Annotated in this window: 21 protein-coding genes and 1 pseudogene; 16 read left to right on the plus strand and 6 right to left on the minus strand. The window is 58.5% G+C overall.

The annotated features are described in order from the left end of the window. Together AC1D0I_RS29430 and AC1D0I_RS29435 are read left to right on the plus strand one after the other, a co-directional pair. Positions 1-4,401, plus strand: a 4,401-nt coding sequence (locus AC1D0I_RS29430; RefSeq protein WP_477399572.1) for a hybrid sensor histidine kinase/response regulator, incomplete at its 5' end; no start/stop codon positions are given. Between the two features lie 10 nt (positions 4,402-4,411). Continuing rightward, the gene (locus AC1D0I_RS29435) at positions 4,412-6,487 is read left to right on the plus strand and encodes a response regulator (protein WP_477226484.1); all 2,076 of its coding nucleotides are present in this window, start codon (positions 4,412-4,414) and stop codon (positions 6,485-6,487) included. Between the two features lie 77 nt (positions 6,488-6,564). Here the strand turns inward: AC1D0I_RS29435 and AC1D0I_RS29440 are convergent, their stop codons facing one another. After that, positions 6,565-6,858, minus strand: a complete 294-nt coding sequence (locus AC1D0I_RS29440) for a hypothetical protein (protein ID WP_477226485.1) — start codon at positions 6,856-6,858, stop codon at positions 6,565-6,567. A gap of 405 nt (positions 6,859-7,263) precedes the next feature. On the opposite strand from AC1D0I_RS29440, the gene AC1D0I_RS29445 reads away from it, so the two are divergent. Together AC1D0I_RS29445 and AC1D0I_RS29450 are read left to right on the plus strand one after the other, a co-directional pair. After that, on the plus strand, positions 7,264-7,701 hold the full coding sequence (locus tag AC1D0I_RS29445; RefSeq protein WP_477226486.1) for a response regulator: 438 nt from the start codon (positions 7,264-7,266) through the stop codon (positions 7,699-7,701). A 467-nt stretch (positions 7,702-8,168) separates the two neighbouring features. Further along, positions 8,169-8,445 (plus strand): annotated as a pseudogene (locus tag AC1D0I_RS29450) (hypothetical protein). A 129-nt stretch (positions 8,446-8,574) separates the two neighbouring features. Here AC1D0I_RS29450 and AC1D0I_RS29455 read toward each other — a convergent pair. Then, positions 8,575-8,955, minus strand: a complete 381-nt coding sequence (locus AC1D0I_RS29455; RefSeq protein WP_477226487.1) for a hypothetical protein — start codon at positions 8,953-8,955, stop codon at positions 8,575-8,577. A 76-nt stretch (positions 8,956-9,031) separates the two neighbouring features. Between AC1D0I_RS29455 and AC1D0I_RS29460 the strand changes: the two genes are divergently transcribed. The 3 genes from AC1D0I_RS29460 to AC1D0I_RS29470 all read left to right on the plus strand — a co-directional run bounded on the left by AC1D0I_RS29460 (position 9,032) and on the right by AC1D0I_RS29470 (position 10,204). Beyond that, positions 9,032-9,319, plus strand: coding sequence for a DUF982 domain-containing protein (locus AC1D0I_RS29460; protein ID WP_477399574.1), 288 nt, complete (start codon positions 9,032-9,034; stop codon positions 9,317-9,319). Between the two features lie 409 nt (positions 9,320-9,728). Continuing rightward, positions 9,729-9,938, plus strand: coding sequence for a hypothetical protein (locus tag AC1D0I_RS29465; protein ID WP_477226489.1), 210 nt, complete (start codon positions 9,729-9,731; stop codon positions 9,936-9,938). Between the two features lie 20 nt (positions 9,939-9,958). Then, on the plus strand, positions 9,959-10,204 hold the full coding sequence (locus AC1D0I_RS29470; protein WP_477226490.1) for a hypothetical protein: 246 nt from the start codon (positions 9,959-9,961) through the stop codon (positions 10,202-10,204). A 1,090-nt stretch (positions 10,205-11,294) separates the two neighbouring features. Here the strand turns inward: AC1D0I_RS29470 and AC1D0I_RS29475 are convergent. Beyond that, positions 11,295-12,047: an SDR family NAD(P)-dependent oxidoreductase gene (locus AC1D0I_RS29475; RefSeq protein WP_477227067.1), complete on the minus strand. Its 753-nt coding sequence runs from the start codon at positions 12,045-12,047 to the stop codon at positions 11,295-11,297. Between the two features lie 366 nt (positions 12,048-12,413). Between AC1D0I_RS29475 and AC1D0I_RS29480 the strand changes: the two genes are divergently transcribed. The 6 genes from AC1D0I_RS29480 (at position 12,414) to AC1D0I_RS29505 (ending at position 16,530) form a co-directional block, all read left to right on the plus strand. Continuing rightward, positions 12,414-13,010 (plus strand): L,D-transpeptidase, encoded by a 597-nt coding sequence (locus AC1D0I_RS29480; RefSeq protein ID WP_477226491.1) that lies wholly within the window; start codon positions 12,414-12,416, stop codon positions 13,008-13,010. Between the two features lie 204 nt (positions 13,011-13,214). Beyond that, a complete protein-coding gene (locus AC1D0I_RS29485; RefSeq protein ID WP_477226492.1) occupies positions 13,215-13,355 on the plus strand; it encodes an ABC transporter in 141 nt (46 codons plus the stop codon). A 139-nt stretch (positions 13,356-13,494) separates the two neighbouring features. Next, the gene (locus AC1D0I_RS29490) at positions 13,495-14,067 is read left to right on the plus strand and encodes a hypothetical protein (RefSeq protein WP_477226493.1); all 573 of its coding nucleotides are present in this window, start codon (positions 13,495-13,497) and stop codon (positions 14,065-14,067) included. Positions 14,068-14,264: 197 nt separating this feature from the next. Then, on the plus strand, positions 14,265-14,852 hold the full coding sequence (locus AC1D0I_RS29495) for a protein-S-isoprenylcysteine O-methyltransferase (protein ID WP_477227068.1): 588 nt from the start codon (positions 14,265-14,267) through the stop codon (positions 14,850-14,852). An 11-nt stretch (positions 14,853-14,863) separates the two neighbouring features. After that, positions 14,864-15,643 carry a hypothetical protein gene (locus tag AC1D0I_RS29500; RefSeq protein ID WP_477226494.1) on the plus strand — a complete coding sequence of 260 codons (780 nt, stop codon included), beginning with the start codon at positions 14,864-14,866 and terminating at the stop codon, positions 15,641-15,643. Beyond that, the gene (locus AC1D0I_RS29505) at positions 15,640-16,530 is read left to right on the plus strand and encodes an SDR family NAD(P)-dependent oxidoreductase (protein ID WP_477399576.1); all 891 of its coding nucleotides are present in this window, start codon (positions 15,640-15,642) and stop codon (positions 16,528-16,530) included. The genes AC1D0I_RS29500 and AC1D0I_RS29505 overlap by 4 nt, the downstream gene beginning before the upstream one ends. 218 nt (positions 16,531-16,748) lie before the next feature. On the opposite strand, the gene AC1D0I_RS29510 is transcribed toward AC1D0I_RS29505, so the two are convergent. The 3 genes from AC1D0I_RS29510 to AC1D0I_RS29520 all read right to left on the minus strand — a co-directional run bounded on the left by AC1D0I_RS29510 (position 16,749) and on the right by AC1D0I_RS29520 (position 20,058). Then, positions 16,749-18,119 carry a glycosyl hydrolase gene (locus AC1D0I_RS29510; protein ID WP_477399578.1) on the minus strand — a complete coding sequence of 457 codons (1,371 nt, stop codon included), beginning with the start codon at positions 18,117-18,119 and terminating at the stop codon, positions 16,749-16,751. Between the two features lie 970 nt (positions 18,120-19,089). After that, positions 19,090-19,860: a membrane-anchored protein gene (locus AC1D0I_RS29515; RefSeq protein WP_477399580.1), complete on the minus strand. Its 771-nt coding sequence runs from the start codon at positions 19,858-19,860 to the stop codon at positions 19,090-19,092. Between the two features lie 9 nt (positions 19,861-19,869). Beyond that, a complete protein-coding gene (locus AC1D0I_RS29520; protein ID WP_477226498.1) occupies positions 19,870-20,058 on the minus strand; it encodes a DUF3606 domain-containing protein in 189 nt (62 codons plus the stop codon). Between the two features lie 395 nt (positions 20,059-20,453). Here AC1D0I_RS29520 and AC1D0I_RS29525 point away from each other — a divergent pair, with 395 nt between their 5' ends. From AC1D0I_RS29525 to AC1D0I_RS29535, 3 genes are all read left to right on the plus strand, one after another. Continuing rightward, entirely contained in the window at positions 20,454-20,651 is a 198-nt protein-coding gene (locus AC1D0I_RS29525; RefSeq protein ID WP_477226499.1) for an ATP-dependent DNA ligase, read from the plus strand. 24 nt (positions 20,652-20,675) lie between these two features. Continuing rightward, a complete protein-coding gene (locus AC1D0I_RS29530; protein WP_477226500.1) occupies positions 20,676-20,897 on the plus strand; it encodes a DUF768 domain-containing protein in 222 nt (73 codons plus the stop codon). A gap of 97 nt (positions 20,898-20,994) precedes the next feature. Then, complete coding sequence (locus AC1D0I_RS29535) at positions 20,995-21,996, plus strand: sensor histidine kinase (protein ID WP_477226501.1); 1,002 nt, start codon at positions 20,995-20,997, stop codon at positions 21,994-21,996. Positions 21,997-22,419 lie beyond the last annotated feature (423 nt).

Here is a 22,419-nt window from a genome sequence, read left to right on the forward strand (position 1 = left end):
CGCGAGGTCGGCACCGAAGGCAAGCTCGGCGGCCAAGCCGAGGTGAGGGGCGTCGGCGGCACTTGGAAGGAYCTGACMGAYAACGTCAATCTGATGGCCGCGAACCTGACCGGGCAGGTGCGCAACATCGCCGAGGTGACGACGGCGGTCGCTCGTGGAGACCTGTCAAAGAAGATCACCGTCGACGTCAAAGGCGAGATCCTGGAGCTCAAAGACACTGTCAACACGATGGTCGATCAGTTGAATTCCTTCGCCTCGGAAGTCACGCGCGTCGCCCGCGAAGTGGGGTCGGAAGGCAAGCTTGGTGGACAGGCTCATGTCGAAGGCGTTGGCGGCACCTGGAAGGACTTGACCGACAACGTCAATGCGATGGCCGGCAATCTGACCGTACAATTGCGCGACGTGTCGAAGGTGGCGACAGCCATCGCGACGGGCGACCTGACACAGAAGATCACTGTTGATGCCTTGGGCGAGATTTTGCAGATCAAGGACGTCATCAACACGATGGTCGACCAGTTGAATTCTTTCGCGTCGGAAGTGACACGCGTCGCCCGCGAGGTCGGGTCCGACGGCAAGCTGGGCGGTCAGGCACAGGTGCGCGGGGTTGCCGGCACCTGGAAGGACCTGACTGACAACGTCAATGCCATGGCCGCCAATCTGACCGGCCAGGTGCGTAACATCGCCGAGGTCACGACCGCGGTGGCGCTAGGCGATCTGTCGAAGAAGATCACGGTCGACGTGAAGGGCGAAATCCTCGAGCTGAAATCGACCATCAACACCATGGTCGACCAGCTCAACTCTTTCGCGGGCGAAGTGACGCGCGTGGCGCGTGAGGTTGGGACCGAAGGCAAGCTCGGCGGTCAGGCGCAGGTGCGCGGCGTTGCCGGGACGTGGAAGGACCTTACCGACAATGTGAACTCCATGGCCGAGAATCTGACTGGTCAGGTGCGCAACATCGCCGAAGTGACGACCGCCGTCGCACGCGGTGATCTGTCGAAGAAGATCACGGTCGACGTGAAGGGCGAAATCCTTGAGCTGAAGTCGACCATCAACACCATGGTGGACCAGCTCAACTCCTTCGCCGGCGAGGTGACCCGGGTCGCGCGTGAGGTAGGCACCGAAGGCAAGCTTGGCGGTCAGGCTCGTGTCGAAGGTGTCGCCGGCACTTGGAAAGACCTGACCGACAACGTCAATCTGATGGCGACGAACCTGACCAATCAGGTGCGTGGCATCGCCGACGTCGTGACGGCGGTGGCGCAGGGCAATCTCAAGCGCAAGCTGACAGTGGACGCCAAAGGTGAAATCGCCTCTCTGGCCGACACCATCAACGGGATGATCGAAACGCTGGCCACCTTTGCCGACCAGGTGACCAACGTGGCTCGTGAGGTGGGTATCGAGGGCAAGCTCGGCGGACAGGCGCGCGTGCCGGGAGCGGCCGGCCTCTGGCGCGATCTGACCGACAACGTCAACCAGCTCGCCGCAAATCTGACCACCCAGGTGCGCGCCATCGCTGAGGTTTCAACGGCCGTCACGAAGGGCGATCTGACCCGCTCGATTAGCGTCGAAGCCTCCGGCGAAGTCGCCGCCCTCAAAGACAACATCAACGAAATGATCCGCAACCTGAAGGATCAGACGCTGAAAAATGCCGAGCAGGATTGGTTGAAGACCAATCTCGCCCGGTTTTCGCGAATGCTGCAAGGCGAGCGCGACCTTGCGACCGTTTCGCGGCTGATCATGTCCGAGCTCGCTCCTCTGGTGAACGCGCAATACGGGGTGTTCTATGTAACCAATCGAGACGAGGAGGAATCCTATCTCGAGCTGGCGGCGTCTTATGGTGCCGAAAGCAAGGCGTCCATCAAGCAGCGCCTCGATCTGCGCGAGGGTCTGGTCGGGCAAAGTGCAGCCGACAAGCGTGCCATCATGCTGGACAATGTGCCGCCTGAATTCCTGCGCGTCACCTCTGGTCTCGGCAGCGCATCGCCTGCCAACGTCATCATCCTCCCCGCCTTGTTCGAGGACGAGGTGAAAGCCGTCATCGAACTTGCCTCGTTCGGCGAATTCCGCGACACGCATCAGTCGTTCCTCAATCAGCTGATGGAGTCCGTTGGCATCGTTCTCAACACCATTGCCGCAACGATGCGCACCGAGGGCCTGCTCAAGCAGTCGCAGCTGCTGACTTCGGAATTGCAAGCGCGTCAGACGGAACTGACCAAGAAGCAGGAAGAGCTGCATGCGACGAACGAGGAGCTGCAGGAAAAGGCGCAGCTGCTCGAAAACGAAAAGAAGCAGGTGGAAAACAAGAATCTCGAAATCGAGATGGCGCGACGCGCATTGGAGGAGAAGGCCGAGCAGTTGGCGCTTACGTCCAAGTACAAATCCGAGTTCCTGGCCAACATGAGCCATGAACTGCGCACACCGCTCAACTCGCTGCTCATTCTCTCAAACCTGCTTGCGACCAACCAGCAGGGCAATCTCAACGAAAAGCAGGTCGAGTTCGCACGCACTATCAACTCTGCCGGAACCGACCTTCTCAGCCTCATCAACGACATCCTCGATCTGTCGAAGATCGAGTCTGGTACGGTTTCCATCGATATCAACGATATGCCGGTGTCGCATCTGCGCCAGCATATGGAACGCACGTTTCGTCAGCTTGCGGCCGACAAAGGCCTCGGCTTCACCATCAAGGTCGACCCGGCACTTCCCGATACCGTTCGCACGGACGAGAAGCGACTGCAGCAGATTGTCCTCAATCTGCTTTCGAACGCATTCAAGTTCACCTCGGAGGGTGAAGTCAGTCTGAATTTCCGGGTTGAGAAGACCGGGCGGCGCAACAGCGCCGCGCACCCGGCGAAGGCGCTCGCGATCGCTGTGACCGATACCGGCATCGGTATTCCGGAAGACAAGCAGAAGCTAATTTTCGAGGCCTTCCAGCAAGCCGACGGCACCACCAGCCGCAAATATGGCGGTACTGGGCTCGGGCTCTCGATCAGCAGGGAGATCGCACGCTTACTTGGCGGCGAACTGCGGGTCGAAAGCACACCGGGCAAAGGGTCGACGTTTACTCTCGTCATCCCATTCGCCGGTCCCCGGGTGGCGGCGGCGCAATCAGCCCTGCTTCCTCCGACGGACGCCGTCGCAGTGTCGGCATCGCTTGGCAGTCAGCCTTCAGCAGAGCTGATCGACGACCGCGATTCCATATCTCCGACCGACCGGGTTGTGCTGATCGTCGAAGACGATCCGACCTTTGGAGGGTTGCTGCTTGGTCTCGCACGCGCGGCCGAGTTGAAAGGCGTCTTGTCGAACGCGGGCTCCGGCACTCTTGCACTGGCCCGTAAGCTCGTTCCCGACGCAATTACGCTTGATCTCGGGCTTTCGGACATCGACGGGTGGGTGCTTTTCGATCTGTTGCGTCATGACCAGAAGACCAAGGGAATTCCCGTCCACGTCATTTCAGGTGCGGAAGACATCGAAAGTCTTGCGCGCAAGGGAGCGTCCAGCATTTCAACCAAGCCGGTGTCCTCTGATGAACTAATCAAGGTGTTCCAGGACATCCATTCCAAGAAGCTTCGTATCCAGCGCCGCGTGCTGGTCGCAGATGCCGATCCGGATCGCCGGTTATCGCTTGTCGAAGCGATCCGCGACGGCGTGACCTCCGTCACTGCGGTCGGTCGTCTCGCGGCAAATGCGGACGACGTTGGCGTGGCCTCGTATGACGCTATCGTGCTTGGCTTTGGGCGCTCTGCCAAGGACAACGCACAAACGCTGGACGAGGTTACTGGCCAATTCGGCGACGGCCTACCGCAGTTGTTGTTCTTTGCCCCTCATCCGGATGCGCTTGAACAGGTGCTGGCATTGAACCCGGCTTTTGCGAATGCGCCCCGGGCCGAAAATTTTGCCCAGCTCTCGCTTCATATGTCGGCAACACTCCCGGGAGAAGGACGCGAAGAGGGCGCAACCGAACAGAACGGCAAGTCCGATCTGGCGGGGGCGAAGGTTCTCATCGTCGACGACGATATCCGCAACATCTACTCGCTCACCAGCGTCCTGGAGACCTACGACATACAGGTTATGCACGCTGAGCGGGGCCGTGACGGCATTGCGCTTCTGGAACAGACCCCCGACGTCGACGCGGCATTGATCGATATCATGATGCCGGASATGGACGGCTACGAGACGATGCGGCGCATACGAGGAACGCCGTCGATTGCCCACATCCCGCTCATTTCGGTTACCGCCAAGGCGATGAAGGGCGATCGGCAAAAATGCTTGGACGCCGGTGCTTCCGATTATATCGCCAAGCCGGTCGATCTTGACCTGCTGCTGGCATTGCTTCGCGTCTGGATCGGTCGTTCTCGGTCACGCACCGAGACTCCGGAAAAAATGCTCATGGCAGCGAACTGACGGCCGGTCCATGCAAAAGCTTCCCAGAAACAGGGTCAGAAAACTTGAGGCGTTGCAACTGGCCGAACGGCCCGCAAAAGCACGCATCCTTGCCGTGGACGACGATGAACGCAATCTGCTGGCGATCAGCGAAGTTCTCGCTACAACCGGGGACGTCATCTGCGCCCAATCCGGCGAAGAGGCCCTGCGCTTTCTACTGAAGGAGGACTTCGCTGTCATCCTGCTGGATGTGCTTATGCCGGGAATAGACGGCTATGAAACGGCCGCGCTTATCCGCAAGCGCGAGCAATCCAAGCGCACGCCAATCATCTTTCTCACCGCTATCAACAAAGAGGACGCCCATATGCTGCGCGGCTACGATGCCGGCGCGGTCGACTACGTGTTCAAGCCATTCGATCCGATAATGCTGCGTTCGAAAGTCGCGGTTTTCGTCGAGCTTCACGAAAAGACACTGGAGATCCAGCGAAAGGCGGCGGTCGAACAAGGGCTGCTTGCGCAGGCGCTGCAGTCGCAGAAGGAAAAGCTCCAGGCCGAGCGGGCTCTGCGCAGCGCGGAGGAACGGCAGGATACTATCTTGAGTTCGCTGCCTGTCTGCTTCCATGCGCGTGCAGCCGAGCCGCCCTTCGCGACGCGCTTTGTGACCAATGGTGTCGAGCGCCTGACCGGGTTTTCGGCCGAAGATCTGACCGCCGATCCGGCCTTCGGCCTCAGCCGGGTCCACCCCGACGATCTACCAAGATTGAAACAGGCACTTCGCGAGGCAAAAATCACCGGCTCCTATACGTGCGAATTCCGCTGGCAATGCGCCAATGGTGAGTATCGCATCTTTCTTGATCAAGGTGTGATGTCGAACGGCTCTGATGGCCGCGACCCGGAGATACGGGGCACGTTGCTTGATCTTACCGAGCGGCGCGGCCTTGAAAATCAGCTGCTACAATCACAGCGTCTTGACGCAATCGGCAAGCTAACGGGCGGCTTGGCTCATGATTTCAACAATCTGCTCGCCGCAATTCTCAGCGGATTGGGACTGCTAGAACGTCAAGGGACGTTGGATGATCAGTCACAACAGGTTCTCGACCTGATGCGGCGTTCTGCAAAACAAGGTGCTGACCTTGTTACGCGAATGCTCGCCTTCTCGCGGCGTCAAACCCTGAAGCCGGAAGCCGTGCGGCTTGCAGCGCTTGGCGACACCATGAACGGGTTGGTCGCTCCGGTCCTGGGAGGGCTAATCCGCTTCGACTGGCGGATCGATGATGCGGTTTGGCCGGTTCTTGTCGATGCCGGGCAGCTTGAACTCGCCTTGATGAATTTGGTTTTCAACGCACGCGACGCCATGCCATCGGGTGGAACAATTAGCGTGCACGCGCAAAATAGGACGATTACGACGGCATCAGAAGACCTGGCGCCTGGTGACTATGTGGTTATCGCTGTCAGGGACACCGGTGCCGGCATCGCGCCGGATATTTTAGCCAAGGTGGTCGAACCATTCTTTACCACAAAGCCAGTCGGCAAAGGCACGGGCTTAGGGCTCAGCACGGTTTACGGTTTCATGAAGCAGTCCGGCGGTTCGCTGCGCATAGACAGTGTTGTTGGACGCGGAACTGCCATGGAGCTGTGGTTGCCACGTTCGGTCGAGCAGCCTGCCCGCGATGTGGTTGAATCCGCGAAAGAGCCAATTCTGGTCTATGCGGGCAACGAACGCCCTTCGATCCTTCTGATTGACGACAGCAGCGCACTTCGGCATCTGACAGCTGAATCGTTGCGGCAGCGGGGTTTCTCCGTGACCTGTGCAGCAGGGGGCGCCGAGGCGCTGGCGGCTATTGAACGGACGCCACATGATTTCGACGTAATCGTCACAGACTTCGCTATGCCACTGGTATCCGGAGTGGAGGTCATTCGGTTTGCGCGCAATCTCCGCTCGGATTGGCCAGCGGTAATCATAACCGGATACGCTGATGCGAGCGCGATTGCCGATCGTCCGTCGGACGTCCCGCTGCTAAGCAAGCCATTCCGCGAAAAGGATCTCATTGAGAGCATCTTCCACGTTATCGCCCATGCCAGCTCCAAGGCGATCAACGCTGGGTAGAGGAGCCCAGTAAGGGAGATTGGCGACAAGGTGCGGATCGAGGAGATCACGCCGAAACCCTAAGAAGCGCTAGTGCTTCAGTGTGGCTTCCGTCTGTTGCTCATGTAGTCCACGGACACGACCGCGACGAACGCCAGACGACAATGGCTGTTCCACCTACCCAAATAACAGAGATTTTGCCTCTCTGCCAGCCGCGCCTTGTCGATGGCGACTGTCACCAGCGGCCCCAGGGCGATCGTCACGGTCTTGTCATCGATGCGCATGACCTCACCAGTCAACTCTAGCTGCTGGCCGCGTTTGACCTTGGATGAATCTCGGATCGAGTGCGGAAAATCGTAGGACGGAATCGAGACGCTGACGGTGGTCGTCATTGACCCGCCTTCGCACGGTGGCTGTCACAGCCACCAAATCTCCAATGCAATTCCCCGCACCATGTCCAAGGCTTAGTCAAGCGCGTGCTAATTTATGCAAACGGCGCGGGAACAAAATTTTGCATCCCTCGTTGAAAATGCCGGTCGGATGCCCGTCTCAGAAATCCTTGTCCGGCTTGTGTCAAAGGCCCGTTGCCGTGCCCTGGCAGCGGGCCACCTCTCATGCCAGCCGACATTTAAATTTCGACGTGGAGAAGGAGCACCGCTCGAAGGGGGCAACCTCAACCCAGACCGCCACGTGATTAACATGCGCAGGTCCAAGCCGAGCGTACGATTCCGTACAGAAGTAGCGAACCCTCCAAGAAATGTTAAAATGTTCCTGGCAAATCCACGGAGGGCCAAGCCATGGACGGCCGGACGGCTGCAGCGGTTGTCATCTTGGAGGACGAAGCGCTGGTTGCGGTGGATCTCGAAGACCATTTGCGCGACGCAGGCTTCCAGGTCGCAGCCACTTTTTCATCTAACAGGGCCGCGCTCGGCTGGTTTCGTGCTCATTCACCAGATGTGGTGGTCATGGACATCGAGCTGCAGGATGGCGATTGCATAGAAATCGCCCAGTTGCTCTACAGTCGCAACGTTCCGTTCGTCGTCCATTCGGCAAGCGTTGCCAACTCTGGCTTCCATCACCCGATATTCCTCACGGGCGAGTGGGTTGCAAAGCCCTGTCTGCCATCTGCTCTGATCGAGGCCGTCCGGTCCGCGCTCACATTGGCAGGCGATGTCGACGACAGCCCAGCCTTGGTCAGTTCGAGCAAGGCTCGCGGCGGAGTTCGGAGTGGCTGAAACACATCAGGGCAGCGGGACCGGACTGGCCGGCCCAGCACTGCGGCATGTATCATCAGCTACGCTGGAACATTAGATACTTCTAATTGTTTATTCGATGCGGCAGATGATGCCCTCCATCACCTGCTGTAGGTCGGGTGGGTGGGCCCGCCGCTCGCAAGTGGGCGGCGGGCCTTGACCGAAGGAGCGCGGCCTAGGACGTCAGTCGGCGCGACCCGGCGCCCCTCTTTTGACACTGAACAAACCAGAGGGCGCCGAGCCTTTACCGGCGGCGCTTTGAGGGAAGCGGCGCCGAGAAGTGAGCATAGCGTTCTCGCTAGAGTTGTCGGAATACAACCTTTTGGGGATAATGCCCGGCGCGCCTCTGCGGGAGCTTGAGCCTGATCGGGCGGAACATAAGACGCAGGCGCTGGGAACCGGCTTCAGCAGATGATGTTTTTCCGGAAGGTCAATGACCTAACTAAACAATGAACATCAAGATGCTCACATGGGCGCGATGGCGCTTGCGATGATGACTGGTTCGGCTCTTGCTGGCAGCACATCCGCGCTCGACGATCCGGCAAAGATGTCGCCGTTCTTCACCGATGCCGGCATGAAAACCGTTGAAGGCGGAAGGGATTTCAAGACCGCATGGATGGCGATGAAACCCGACGAACAGAAGGCGGTGTTGAAGGATGCGGCGACACCACACTCAACAGGTCGCACGCAGATTTTTGCGCTATGGCAAAGATGATGGGCGGCTAAATCTGGGTTGAACGTCGAAGGCGAGGGCGGTCCCACCTTCGAGTCGATTGAGTAGTGGCCGGCGGCACCCTAAGGTTGCCTGAAAGCGCCGGCCGGGTTGGGCTTCCGCGACACACGGCGGAAGTCCGACTAAGCGCTCCCGTCTGTCTCGCTTTCCTCATAGATCATCTGGACCGGCAGATAGGCGTTCGTTTCCAGCCACTGTCGCAGCACGATCTGAATGAGTTCTGACTGACCGATTCCCATCTCGGCAGCTATGGACTTCAGCGCATCCTCTGTTGCCGGTTCCAGTGGCACGCCAGAGACGTTGCGGAGCATTAAGGCAGTACGGCGAAGGATGATCTGGAGATCGAAGCGGCCGGTTGGGAGCGTAGACAAGCAGCCGCAGCCGTCATGTATCTGGCGGCCAAGGAACTCGACTCCCCGTGAGGAATTAGCGGTTGGAAACGCCCGCTGGTAACAGCTGCGAATCGTGGCGCGTAGCCCCTTGAAAAAATGCCAGCGCTTCACAAATTCTTTTCACGCCGCGTTGCGGCCATTCATCAAACTGGAGCCGGGTTGCCGGCCAAGAGCTAAGGAGGTCACTATGCTTGCGAAGCCTTTTGAAAAGCCCGTCCGCGTATGGGTCGGTCTTGGCTTCCCTCAACTCAACACCGTGGCCGATGCATATCAGTTCGTCACGGAATGGTGCGGAAACAGTCCTGAGCAAAGGGCCGCGATACGCGCCTGTAAGGCAGCGCTGACCGGTGACGTCGACGCCGAGACAGCTCGTGGGGTGCTTATCGCCTTCGCTCGCAGGAAAGACATCCTGTTCGAAGGGGAAAATACTCTCCCGTATGAAACCAGCGACTATGATCCGACGGTCCAGCACTGAGCCGATTGTGGGGAGCGCTGGATGAGGTTCTCGGTTGTACAGGAACCGTCGGGGACGTGGGCGGTGTTCGATGGGATTTTCGGTCTGCCGGCCGATTTCGCGGGTCGAACCTTGATCGGACTGCCGCGCGATGAAGCTTATCGTCTCGCGGCAAATGCCAACCATGGGGTCTTGAGATGGAGGTCAGCGTTGACCTCACAACGGCCTTGCAGGCGACACCATGTCGATTTTCTATGCAGCTTTCTCTGCGGTTATTGAGGTCGCGGACAAGCTACACGCGCTTTTCGGGAAGCCAAGGAAGGTCCTTGTGAAAACCAAGGACCTAAACGGCGAAAGACAGCCTATTAGACGCGTGGGGGCAACTTCCCCTTCGTCGATACGTTAGACATCCAGCTAACGGAGGAATGTCATGGACGACGACCTGTGCCTGAAACTGAAGGAACTCAGCACCAGCATGCAAACCAGGGCGGCGGAACTCGCACTGCCCGGCGGCAACACCGATATTTCCGCGCTGATGTCAGGCATTGCGCTGACCCTTGAAGCGCTGTTGGTGATAGCCGAAGAGAGCAAAACGCCACGGTCTGGACCGTCGGTCGAGCCTGTGACTTCGTTGTCCTGATTGGCTGGTAGGAGGTCAGTGTGACAGATTTTATTGTGACCACAATTGACGGAAGACAGCATCTCGGCCAGAGCGAAAACGCACCATTGGAAAGCCTTGTGGATCAGCTCAGTTCAAACGGACACTTCGAGCTCGTTGTCGTTTCGGCAGAATTAGGCGCTCCTGGCAGCGAAACCAGCACTGTCTTCTTCAAGCACGGGATCATATCGATCAGTGAAAGAAAACCGGAAGCTATGATCCCACCAAGTCCGCCCCTTGCTGGTTAATAGAATATGGCCCGTCTTCTCCTGTCGCGTGGCAAAGCCGAGCGAGGCGAGGCCGCGGAGGGCGGCAATGAAACAACCTGGCTTTTAGGCAGGATCTTTGCGTCTCTTCTCGCGAAGGTTTTCGTAGGATAGCGAATGGCGGACCTTGCCGGTCCAATAGCCTAGGCCAAACGGCTTTGCACATCCTCAGAGCAGACTTGCTGGCGATCTTGCCGGAGGTTGCGATTGCGTGAATAGCAGTCGCTCACTGCTCCGCCGACGAACGGCTACTTCGCGCCCTCCATGGTTTTAGGGAAGGTCATGCGAACAGAACGTCGGCCACCTCGCTGGGGCGAAATCACGCTCACGCCGTCATGGCTCGCCTAACAGTCTCACGAACCGGCGACTTCGATCTGCCGATGCTCGTACTTGCCAGTGAACATCTTTGCGGCTTGGCGGCACTTATGCGCTTGGTCGAAACGCCACACCAGTCAGATTTTTGCTGACCAACCAGAGTCGCTCAGCCAAATCCGGCGCGATCGCCCAGGGCCGGACGCCGAGTATCTCCTGGGAGTCGGCCGGCACGGCCAACGCGACGTTGGAACTCTCGCAATAGACTCCGCCCAGCCCTTCGAGCGGCCTCGCCGCAAACGATCCCAAGCTTCGAGCCTAAAATACCTAGCTTTTTCAATGTGAGAAAGCTGGGGAGTAAAAAGGCGCAGTCCCCAGCTTTGGAGAATACCGGCCGACAGAGAGCAAACCTCTTACGATGTACGCTCCACAGCTTTCCGACCAGAAGCCCGCAGTTCTGCGGGCTTTCTGGGCTGCCAGGTTTCCGCGGAGAACATTGCGGGAGATTTGAGTGGTAGAGGGAAAGGAACCGGAATCCAACCTTCTCCACGGAGCGGCGCCATGACGGCAACTGAAATGCGCCTCGGATACGTTGATGACGACCGGCCTCGCCGGAACCGCGCTTAGGTCGACTCACCAAACTCCGCCTCGCTCCGTGCAGATGCGCGTCTCATCGTCGACGGGCGGCAATAGCATGACGCCGTCTCGGCGCGGCCCGCCCGCTATTCAAGAGCTGAGACGAACTGCGGCGCGACTGCGGCTAATGGGCGGTGTAAGCTCCGTCCACCAGATGGTAGCTTCCAGTAATAAAGCTAGCCTGATCGGACAAGAGGAAGCACACAAGAGCAGCTACCTCTTCCGGTTTCCCGCGCCTGCCCATCGGCTGGAGGTCTGCCATGCGCCGGTTAGCTGCTGCCTCCACTTGCTCCGAAAGTGGTGTCTCGATCCAGCCGGGGCCGACGACATTGATTCGAATTCCCAATCTCGCATATTCCATCGCCGCAACCTTGGTCAGTCCAACGACCCCGTGTTTCGCTGCCGTGTATGCGGACGCCGTTGGCAATCCGACGGAACCGAGAACGGAAGACATATTGACGATAGCGCCTCCGCCCCGATCCAACATGGCGGCGATCTCGTATTTCATGCAGTAGAAAATGCCATTTAGATTGACGTTTATCAGCTTGTGCCAGTTGTCGAGGGGATAGTCCGCCGTTGCTTTTCGAACGCCATCGATACCTGCATTGTTGACCGCCATATCCAGTCCACCGCATTTTTCAACAGTGAAATCGACCAGGTTTTCCACAGCTGCCGCATTAGTGACATCGACCGCAAAGTCGTGGGCCCTGCCTCCTTGCGAGCGTATTTCGGCGGCTTTGCTGTGCGCAGCCTCGGCATCAAGGTCGGCAACAACAACCTCGGCTCCTTCTTGCGCGAGTTGCCGTGAAACAGCCGCTCCTATTCCGGAGCCTGCGCCGGTCACAATCGCGATCTTATCTTGGAAGTCAGGCTTCATCTCTTTCCTTATGCCCACTGCTTCATGACCGAATGGAACCAGGTGGTTGTCGCATGAGGCTTGTTCATAGCAGATTTCTGCAGCCAAGGTCCCTGTCTGTCCTGTGAACTCTCCTGGCGCCCGACGACCTCAGCCAACCTGCGTGGCGCCTAACGCGGATGAAAGGTTTACATCAAGCAGCCGGTCTGATTGGATTTCTAGGCATCACACCAGTGAAGCGGTCTGGCGAGCGTGGCCGGTCGGCAACGCAACAACGCCTGGTTCCGGTTGTTCTAGGTCAGTTCGGGCAAGGCGTAGACTTGGCCGAGGGGCCTTGGAGTGTTAGAGACGACGGCGGTAGGCTGACCATTTTCTTAGCAGGTAGAAATGGACAATAACCACATTGCGCGCCGGGGGCTCGTGCTGGGTAGTCTGGCTCTGATGGTTTCCGGATGTACGTCAGCGTTACGACAGGCGGCGGAGCCGATTTCATCCGCGTTCGCAGCAAGGAGTGGCCTGGATCCTCGCTTCACGCGGCAACGAGTGAGGTATTCTGGAAGCGAGCCGCCCGGAATGATCGTCGTCGATACTTCGCAACGCTTCCTCTATGCCGTCGAGAGGGACGGGTGGGCGACGCGCTACGGCGTCGGCGTCGGCGAGCAGGGACTTTCGTTCAAGGGTACAGCGACCGTCGGCCGCAAGGCGGAATGGCCGTCGTGGACACCAACCGCCAGCATGATGAAGCGCAAGCCGCGCTTGGTGCAGTATGCAGGGGGGGTCCCCGGCGGACCAAACAACCCGCTTGGTGCGCGTGCCCTTTATCTCTATCAAGGCGGGCGCGACACCCACTTCCGGGTGCATGGCACAGACGAGCCATGGACGATAGGCACTGAGGTGTCGAACGGGTGCATCCGTTTGATAAATGACGACATCATTGACCTCTATGACCGTACCCCTTTGGGCACGACGGTGGTGGTTATTTGATAGTCTGAGGTGCGTCGCACGCCTGATCTCCGGCCGATGGTGAATTCTGCCAGCACGTCACGTAAACGTGCCGCCCGGCCACCGAGTGCCATCTGTGTCATTTCTGCACTAGGCCTTGATGCAGTTCGCGAGTATTTTAGTGCGGTCGCAAGTTATTTGTGGCGATTGTATCGGCTATTCCGCCCTCGGGGAAAGGATTGCTTGATGAGCAGGATATTGATTGCAATGGTTGCTGTGCTCGCCGTTGCCAGCCTGAGCGGCTGCGCGACCGACTGGATCGGCAAAGGAAAGGGGAAGGCCCCGCCGCCGGAACCCGCTCCGGTAGAGCAACCAGTGATTAAGTAAGGACCGGCTTGTATGGGGAAGGGTGCCAAGCCCTTCCCCATACATACGCTTTGGCCGGCTTCATAGCCTGCCGCGCGGTTGGCGGGCATAGGCTGTTATTAGGTCTGTGCTTTGTGAAGTTCGGGGAATGGACGCGGCGATGACGCTTGTAAATAGCCGTCTCTTGCTTGTGGCGTTGGTGGCCCTCCCGGCAGCGGCATGTCAGACGAAAGACCTGCCGCCCCAGCCGAATTTCGTATCTTCTGCCGATGGCGGAGCTGCGCCTCAAAAAAAGGACGAGCGGTACTTCATCGAGTTCCGCTCCCGCTACGCCCTAAGCTACGGCCACACCTACGCAGTTTTTGGGCGCCTAGACCGGGCCGGGAAAATGATTGATCCCCAAGTCGCGGGCCTTCACCCGGCTTCGAACAGTGCGGTTCCCTATGTTCTGGGCCATTTCGTGCCGGTGCCAGCCGAAACCGGGTGGAGCGACGGTGATCTGGAAGAACCATACAGATCCGCAAGCTGGCAAATCATATTGACCCGGGCCGAATACGACAAAGTCGTTGCCTACATCCGCAAGCTGCAGGCGAGCTCGCATGTCTGGCAGGCGACGGTCTTGAACTGCAACGGCTTCGTGGCGGACATCGCGCATTCCATGGGATATAAGACTCCCGCCATTCAGCTCCGGCCCCAACAATTCATAACCGAGCTTCGGAAGATGAATACATAGCAAAGATTCGAGGGATGAATGGGACCGAATGCGTTCGGTACTGCCCCTCCGGCTTTCGCGTCTGCGGACCAAATCGGAGAGGATCGCTGCGCCTGAAGGTCGGCCGGTTACGAAATCGAGGCGATGGGTGAAGTGGCCATACTCAGGGGCTGCTACAATCGCGATCGCAGAAAGGGCGCCGGTGACCTGACGTGAGCATTGCGGCAGCCTCACTTGGCGAGGTCATTTGGGTGATCGGCATCGTTGCTTGGTACGTGATCCGGTATCCCTTCGAGCGCCGGGCGAGGCGCGTGCGAATTGTAACTGGCTACCGCTCACGTTCCGACATCGTCGGGCTTGCATCTGCTCTGTTTGGCCTCGCAATCCTGCCTGCCTTCTATGTTGTCACCGGCATGCCCGCAGCGGCTGACCACCCGGCCAGCGCGTGGACCCTGGCTCTCGGCACAATCATCTTCTGCTCCGCGCTATGGGTTTTTCGCAGATCCCACAAGGAACTTGGCCGGAACTGGTCGATTACGCTGGAGATTCGCGAACGGCATGAACTCATCTGCGCCGGACCATACGCCTTGGTCCGCCACCCGATGTATACCTCGTTCCTGCTCATGGGCCTCGCCCAGGCCTTTCTGCTGGCGAACTGGATTGCGGGCATATCGGGGTTGATTGGGTTCGCAGTCCTTTTCCTGCTGAGAGTGGACAAGGAAGAGCGTATGATGCTGGAGAATTTCGGCCCGCAATACCGTGCCTATATGGAAAAGACCAAGCGAATAGTCCCTTATCTTTATTAGAGGTCCGTTTGATGCGAGGCCGAGCCCTCAAGCTATCGGCGCCCCGGCGCCTTGTTGGCGATCTGATGAGGTTTTCGATCGGCGTGCCACGGGTCGCGGTGCAGCGTCAGATGAACCTCGGCCCACTCGTAAGGGCTAGAATGGCGCAGCAGACCAGGCCCTCCTGGACCGCGATCTTCCTGAAGGGATACGCGCTTCTCGCCCGAGAGACGCCCGAGCTTCGACGCGCCTATGTCAAATTGCCCTGGCCGCAGCTTTACGAGTATCCGGTAAGCGTAGCCTCGATTGCCCACGAGCGCGAATATGAGGGCGAGCTGGCCGTTCTGTTGAGCTGCATCAAGGGCCCTGAGCGCTACTCTATCACAGAACTTGAGGCGTCCATCCACGCAGCTCGGTCACGGCCGATCCTGGAGGTCACGGAGTTCCGGCGTGCGTTGCGCATGGCCCGTGCGCCCGCGCCTCTCAGGTGGCTGCTTATGTGGCTGGGATTGAACATCGCCCGGCAAAGGGCAAATTACTTCGGTACCTTCCAACTGTCCGTTTATTCAGGCCTYGGTGCGGAATCGCTCAACCCGCTCACACCATTGACCACGCTTCTGAACTACGGTCCGATCGGCGAAGATGGATCGGTGAATGTCCGCATCCACTACGATCACCGGGTAATGGATGGAGCGAACGTCGCACGAGCGCTGGAGAGGTTCGAAAAGATTCTGAACGGCGCTATCGCCGATGAAGTGTTGCTGCTCGGTCTAGGTGTTGCCACTCCTTCAAGACAGAGGAACGCGAGATGATTTCGCACCGTGAATTCCGGCCAGCCGTCGTCGTAATTGGCGGCTCGGGTGGAATTGGCCGGGCGATTGCGAGCGTCGCTGCACGAGAGCGCGGTGCGATTGTGCTCGTTGCCCGCTCGCCCGAGGGTTTGGCCGCCGCGGCGGCTGAGGTTCGGAAGGGGGGTGGCGAGGCATTCACGCTCGAGTTGGATCTCGTGGCAGGCGATGCGCCAACGCGCCTAGAGGACTTTCTGTCCGCACACGGCCTGGTCTGTGATGTCCTGGTCAACAGCGCAGGCTATGGCCTACGGGGCGCGGCGACGGCRCTCCCTATTGATGGCCAGCTCGGCATCATCGATCTAAACATACATTCCCTCAGCGAATTGACCCTCCATTTTCTGCCGGGAATGGTGGCGCGCGGGCGGGGCGGGGTGCTCAATCTCAGTTCCGTGGCCGGGTTCGTTCCCGGGCCTTATATGGCTTTGTACTTCGCCAGCAAGGGTTTCGTGCGCTTCTTCTCAGAGGCGCTTCATCAGGAATTGCGCCGAACCGGTGTGACTGTCACATGTGTAGCACCAGGGCCGGTGTCGACGGAGTTTCTCGAAAGGTCCGGCGCCTATCAGACGCCACTCTTCAGTATCTTGCCCACGCTGGATCCGGAGGATGTGGCCGAACGCGCGTGGCGAGGGTTCAAATCCGGTCGTCGCCTCGTCGTACCTGGAATCTCGGCCAAGTTGGCTGCCCTTGCGGCGGCGCTCCTGCCTTCAGCAGCGATACTCCCCCTGATCRGCCGGCTGCAACGCGGCGGCAATGATCCATGTCCTTGCGGTTCAGGTGTGAAGTTCAAGAAATGCTGCGGTACCCGCCAGTTCCGGCTACGCCGGGGCCCTCGGGGAATTATCTCCTGATCGGACCAGCACGCCACTGCTCGCCCCAGTAGTCGCTGATTGTCTTGGTTGCTGCTCAACGACCAAACGCTTCAGCAGCGAGGTGAACCATGGCGCACGGTGCTGACCACTAAGGACAGGGCGAAGGCTTTGGCCATTGCGAAGGAGATCCGGGAGAACTTCCAGAGCAGAATTCTGCTACCGCCGCTGACACAGTCCTCACGCAGACGGCTCCATCATTACAGGCTGGGTGAAAGCGCGATGACAATCGGATGGTCACTGAGCGAAATTTCGACCGAACGCACGTTGCTCAGTGTTCCGACAGGCTCAACGCCAATTGTTGGATCGTAGGTTCTTACCAACGCGCGCGTCTCGCCAAAATGGACCGTCACACGATCTTGACCGCTCAACCGTTCGCCCCACACAATAAGTTGGAACGTGCCGTCGCTGTGCTGCAGGAGTAGATCGTGAACGGTCTCGGGTTGGTCTGCGATCGTGAAGTCGAGTTGGCCGGGTCTGGCGGGGATGCCTTTATCCGCCAAAATCGTCGTAAGGTTGTGAAGGTAGATYGCGGCCAAGCGGCGTGAATAATCAGCCTTGTAGAAGCCGAAAGATTGGTTGCCGTCTTCGTCGGTACGGTCCCGCAACAGATAGACCGATGTATAGGCGTAGCCGCGCTTATACTGCGCGAGGTACAAGCTCATCAAATTCAAGCCGTGCATTTGCTCCGTGACCGGACCTCCGATGGTGGTCCCGGTCTCGGTAGTGACACGCGGCAGCGTATTGAGTTGCTCCTGGGTGTAACCTCGAAACCCTCTCGCCCACGTGACGCCGAAGTTGCCGAATAGCCCGTCCACTTTGGATACAGCGGATGGATCGCCAGCGTGCCCCGTCTTGTTGTCCGCTGGATACGGCGAATGTGAGTGATAGATGTAGTTGTGCACATTGGCGTAGTCGGCATACGTCGTGCCGTCCGGCATCTTGGTTTGGGCGCCGGGCGGGATCGTAAGGAACTGAAGGCCAACGTTGTCTCGCTGCGCGCCGGGTTCGGAGATCGACCAGACAGGATACGTCGCAAGCACCGGATCACTTTTGACAACCTGGTAAAGATCGCGCTGAAGCTTTGCGACCGCCATCCATGAAGGCTCCCCACCGCCGCCTTTCTCGCCCTGATAGGTGACACCCCAGTTGTTCGGCTCGTTGTCGCCCTCGAACGCGAGTAGCGCGCCAGCTTTAGCAAGCACCTTACCTGTTTCGACCAACCTCTTCACATCAGTCCCACCACTGACCAATCCCCAACTCAGGCGCACGCCGGTTTCGCGATGTAGATCCAGAAAGGTCTGGATGGTTGTTGGGCCCTTGTCGCTCAGACCTTCTATTCCCGCCCTTACCCATCGAAAGCCGCAATAGCGGACCATTTCGACAGTCCTAGCCAAAGGCTGGCCTCGATCGGGGAACGTGGTAACGACGCCGATGCTATTGAGAAAGTCGTTCGTCGCAACGGCCGTTTTGGGCGCTGCAAATGAATGGCGAGGTGATATGGACACCACAGCCAGTGCCACCCATGCGCCGACGAGGGAGCGAAGCATTTTGGAAGAAATGATCATCATCGCCGGGGACTCCAAGCCTCTCTAACCCACAACTCGCCATGGCGCATCGCCCGCCTTGGCGAGCGATCAATTCGCGCCCGCATACTCGGAAACCTAAGACTATTTCATCACACGGGGCCAACCTAGACCAGACAGTATGAGGACAGGCAAATAGCGACCGAGACGGCGTGCGATCAGTTAGCAATGGCTGTCGCCCCGACAACCGGCCTGACAACGGCGTTTGATATGTGGCCGGTGCTTGCACAGCGCGATGCCCCCCTAGATCAAGCGATGGTTGTGGAGGCCGCGACTGCCCGATATAGAGGTCACGCCTTTTGAGGGAATACTCCGCCCCGTCGGCTAAGCCACACGGCTGAGCCTCTTTAAATGCCTTACGCATGAGCGTGTCGGCTATCGCCCGCATTTCTTCCGCTTCCATAATCAGAATTCCAAACTAATCCACCAGTCAGGAACATGGCAGGGCGGGTAAGGCACAGCCACGGCTCAATTTGCCCCCGGCATGATGAAGGAATGTGGCGACGAGGCCATTGCCAAGGAGCATGACAATTTCTGTAGAATGACCAAGCAACTCGGCGGCGCCGACTAGCGGCAGCCGACGCTGTATTGTGAAGCGTGAGGCGCTTGGCCCGTTGCCGATGGTGGCGGGCTTTTTTGTGCATGCTGGAACGGTCTGTTTTTCGGCTCGTTTTGCGTACGCACCTGTGTGACGCGGGTGCACGAAAGTTGTTTCGGCATCTTTCGGGGCCCGTCATGGCTTCCTCCATGGCGGGCCTTTTGCGTTCATGGCCCCCGAGATCGAACGGTTTGTGTCCAGGCCTTGAATGCCACATGATTGGCCGAAGGTCGCGCATATCGACCGACTGGCCGCAGATCGGGCAAGGGTAGAAATACTCCCGCTCATGCCCCGGTTTGCCACTTTGGCGCTGGCCGGGAATGGGCGGCCCGAGTTCGTTCAGGTCTGTCATCACTATCAAACATTGAACCGCGGCTTGCGAGACAGTTGCGGTAAAGGTTCCGATCGGCCGCCGGCGCCCTGCCACAGCGTGAGCCCGGTTGATACCGCGACTTCAGGATCGGCCGTGAAGAGATTGGCGCCACGGCCGCGTAGCTTCAGCAAGATCGAGCTGTCCATGTCGCTATGAAGCCTCCTCAAGCCGAGCTCGTTGTAGACATGGCCGGTCGAGCCGGGATTGATGCCCGATATGACGACAGTCGACGCGCCGCTGTTGAATGCATAGAGCACAGCGGTGATGCCGTTCGAAAACTTCCGTGCATTGTCCAACTCGCTGTGGCGCGCGCCCATGACCGCCTCGTGCAGGGCAATGCGCTGGTACGTGCTAACCATCCGGAGCTGGTCGTAGCGATAGTTAAATGCCGCGAGGCCATCGCGTAGGCGCTGCTCTCCGAACGGCCAGCGCATCACATACAAGATGCCGGTCTCTTCGCCGTTGAGAACGCGCCGTACGGCTACGGCATTGTCGTTCGTGCCGTCGACTTKGTTGAAATGGAGAAAGGTCGCGTCAGGTTTGGCGATGCCCCATTTCCTCGCCACCGACTGGGAACCGTTGACGGTGAGAACCGAAAAATTCTCGTCGAATCCCTTGGGCAGGTTAGATCCAGGGGCGGAGCCGACGACGAGCACTGGCCCGATGAACCGGGTCGGATGACGCGGGGGCTTGGGGCGGGAAAACCTGTAGACGAGTGCTTCCTTGATCGTTCGTCTGATCTTGGAGTAGCTCATCGGAAGTCGTCACCGCTTGCCGAGTGCTTTGGCTTCCGGTTCCAGTGTCGCCCGATCGTTGCCGTGGTTAGCTCTCAGTTCCTTTGCCTGCTGGACTGTAATGCCTGCCTTCTTGGCGAAGTACTCGACCTCGTAGTCCTCACTGCCCGCCACTCGGTCACGATCACGGAAATCGCGCTTAGTCTTATCGTCGGCCATTTCGGTTCCTCTCTATTGGCGGTTGATGATGCCGGAAACGTGCAGCCGGCGAGTTTGTTGCAGCCGAAATCCATTTGCCGCTCCGGAACCATTTCAGCTCGTGCAGGCGTCCATCTCTAGCGGTTCGTGTTCAGACTGATTTTGCCAGATGACTTGCCTCAAATCGCGTCGGTCGACGCACTGGTCGCAGGTCGGGCAGGCATAAAAATGGTCACCATCATCATTTGGCTGATCGCCATGGCGTCGGCCGACGATCGGCGGCCCAAGGTCAGATAACTTCGTCATCGGCGTGAAACTTTGAATTCGCCTAAAATGTTCCGGAACCATTTCAGCGCATGCTAATTTAATCGCGGCTTTGCGAGACAGTTCATGCGTTTGAAGTTCATCCCCCCTTGATGCCAACTCTGGTGGAGAAGCCACCCGAAGGCGAGGGATGGATTCACGAGGTTAAGTTCGACGGCTACCGGTCGCAGTTGATCATCGACGACGACGGCACGCGGATCTACACCCGGCGCGGTCTCGACTGGACGTCGAAATATCGTGACCTCGCAGCGGCCGGCGCCGCGCTTGGTGTCGAAAGCGCTATCAACTGAACCCGAGCACGAGCTTATGGATCGGTGAGCACACGCGGAATCAACTTCCTAGATCGGTGGATTGCCAACAACGTCCCTGAGACGACGAACGCCGATGCCATCTCCATTGACGAGCTAACGCACAAGCTGTTTGCCGATGCGAAATCGGTGGGGATCAAGCGGGAGGAGATCGACGAAGAAGTAGTCAGCCTCTATCGAACGATCCTCGATGCCATCGTCCACTACGACGCTGGCTTGCCGGAATGAGCCTCATAGCGCCGCGCGTCATCCGGCGGCTATGCGAATTGACGGAGTCTTGAGCCGCGATACATGCTATAAACACAGGCGAAGGAACCGCTCGCTATTGCCCACTGATGCCCGTCCACTCATAAAATGGGATGCTAGACACCTCCGGCTTGCCATCGACGCGGCGGGTGTCGCGCTGTGGTCTTGGAACGTTGACACAGATCATTTCACTATGGACCAGCACGGCTATGGTCTTTGGGATCTGCCGTTCGGTCCGTTCGTGATTTTCGAAGATCTCTCTGCAAAAATTCATCCTGCGGATCGGGACAGGGTTCGTGCAGCGTTTGCTGCAACGCGCGCGATAGTTGGCGCATACGAGATCGACTTTCGGATTATGGTCGGAGACGATGTGCGATGGATTTCGGCTCGAGGCCAGGGAGATGATGCCGACATCGAGGGCCGAACGATGTTTGGAGTCTTTCTCGACGTCACCGGTCGCAAGCAAGCCGAAGAGGCCAACGAACTGCTTGCGGGAGAAATGAGCCATAGGGTCAAGAACCTGTTGAGTATCGCGACCGCGCTCACCACGATTACATCGCGCTCAGCCAAGTCAACGGAGGAGATGGCGCACGAACTAACCAGTAGGCTCTCGGCGTTGGGCAGAGCTCACGATCTGGTGCGCCCTGTGCCGGGACGTAATGAAAATGGCGCCCTGCTTGGGGATCTCCTGACGATCCTGCTGGCACCGTACGACGATATGGGCGCTTTTAGCGGCCGCGTGCGGGTGTCTGTGCCGCGAATGTCGGTTGGGGAAGCTGGCGCCACCACGTTGGCAATGATCATCCATGAACTTGCGACTAACTCGATGAAGTACGGTGCATTATCTGCCGCGACCGGAACGCTCGACGTTTCCAGCACTGTCGACGAAACTGACGTGACAGTTGTGTGGACTGAGAGGGGCGGGCCGCCCGTCGTATCGCCCGCAGAGCTTGGCGGTTTCGGGAGCAAGCTTCTTCGGCGCAGCATAACCTCTCAGCTCAATGGTTCGGTCCATCACAATTGGTCGGACGAAGGCGCGATCATCACTCTACGGATGGATAAGGACCGATTATCAATCTAAGGCGACGGCGGATTGGCCATCGTCACCTGCCCATGAGGAGCAGGCTGCCATGCCGTTTCGCAGCGCCAGATGGCGCCAGCAAGCATGGTGGCGGCGATGATCCCCATGCGTGATAGCGATTTCTACTAGGGCTTTCGGGTTAGAATGCGCGCTTCTCGTATGAGCGATGACCAATTGTGAGTCCCAAGGAAGGCGATAAGCGCGCGAGCTTGTTCTTCGGTGATGCCTGTCTCTTTGACCAAGCGCTGAACTGCACGGTTTCAGCGCTTATCGGTACTTCGGTCATGCTAAGGGCGCAACGTAGCGAGGGCTTCTAGTTCCGTAGATAAGTGACTCGCTGGTGCATCATCTCGTATTCGCGGCTGGCCTGCCTCTTAGGTCTGACCCTGGCAAGCGATTGTCGCCTACGAGACGGTCTTCGGA

Source organism: Mesorhizobium sp. P2_D1, from assembly GCF_056404455.1.

Bases quoted from the DNA above. Each gene is read 5' to 3' on its own strand.
- AC1D0I_RS29435 (WP_477226484.1), top strand. From the start codon at position 4,412: ATGCAAAAGCTTCCCAGAAACAGGGTCAGAAAACTTGAGGCGTTGCAA.
- AC1D0I_RS29440 (WP_477226485.1), bottom strand. From the start codon at position 6,858: ATGACGACCACCGTCAGCGTCTCGATTCCGTCCTACGATTTTCCGCAC.
- AC1D0I_RS29445 (WP_477226486.1), top strand. From the start codon at position 7,264: ATGGACGGCCGGACGGCTGCAGCGGTTGTCATCTTGGAGGACGAAGCG.
- AC1D0I_RS29460 (WP_477399574.1), top strand. From the start codon at position 9,032: ATGCTTGCGAAGCCTTTTGAAAAGCCCGTCCGCGTATGGGTCGGTCTT.
- AC1D0I_RS29465 (WP_477226489.1), top strand. From the start codon at position 9,729: ATGGACGACGACCTGTGCCTGAAACTGAAGGAACTCAGCACCAGCATG.
- AC1D0I_RS29475 (WP_477227067.1), bottom strand. From the start codon at position 12,047: ATGAAGCCTGACTTCCAAGATAAGATCGCGATTGTGACCGGCGCAGGC.
- AC1D0I_RS29480 (WP_477226491.1), top strand. From the start codon at position 12,414: ATGGACAATAACCACATTGCGCGCCGGGGGCTCGTGCTGGGTAGTCTG.
- AC1D0I_RS29485 (WP_477226492.1), top strand. From the start codon at position 13,215: ATGAGCAGGATATTGATTGCAATGGTTGCTGTGCTCGCCGTTGCCAGC.
- AC1D0I_RS29490 (WP_477226493.1), top strand. From the start codon at position 13,495: ATGACGCTTGTAAATAGCCGTCTCTTGCTTGTGGCGTTGGTGGCCCTC.
- AC1D0I_RS29520 (WP_477226498.1), bottom strand. From the start codon at position 20,058: ATGGCCGACGATAAGACTAAGCGCGATTTCCGTGATCGTGACCGAGTG.
- AC1D0I_RS29525 (WP_477226499.1), top strand. From the start codon at position 20,454: ATGCCAACTCTGGTGGAGAAGCCACCCGAAGGCGAGGGATGGATTCAC.